Annotated in this window: 1 pseudogene; it reads left to right on the top strand. The window is 65.9% G+C overall.

The window, feature by feature from the left end:
- Positions 1-39: 39 nt before the first annotated feature.
- A pseudogene (locus ARTB_RS21450) lies at positions 40-381 on the top strand (ABC transporter permease); the annotation flags it as partial.

Raw genomic sequence — 381 nt, 5'->3', positions numbered from 1 at the left:
GACCGAGGACTCGGTCGAATACAAGACCAAGGAGATCGCATGACCTCGCTCGCTGCGGCACCCCGCCGCGCCACGCACGCACCCGCCCACCGCCTTACTTTCGCTCGCCTGTTGCGCAGCGAGACCATCAAGATCCTGACCCTGCGCTCGACGTGGTGGTCGCTGGGAATCACCGCGGTGCTATCGCTGGGGATCTCTTTCCTGCTCGCCCTCGCGGCAAATGACAACGGCGGCGGATTCGCCCCCGCCACCCTGCTGACCGCGCCCATCCAGTTCACGATGCTGGTGGCCGGGATCTTCGGTGCGATCGTCATCACCGGTGAGTATTCGACCGGCATGATCCGGTCGACCCTGACGGCCGAACCCCGACGTGGCGTGGTC

It is taken from the genome of Arthrobacter humicola, from assembly GCF_022803015.1.
GTDB lineage: Bacteria > Actinomycetota > Actinomycetes > Actinomycetales > Micrococcaceae > Arthrobacter > Arthrobacter humicola_A.
The sequence above is the reverse complement of the archived record's forward strand: the minus strand, read 5'-3'. Positions and strand labels throughout refer to the sequence as shown.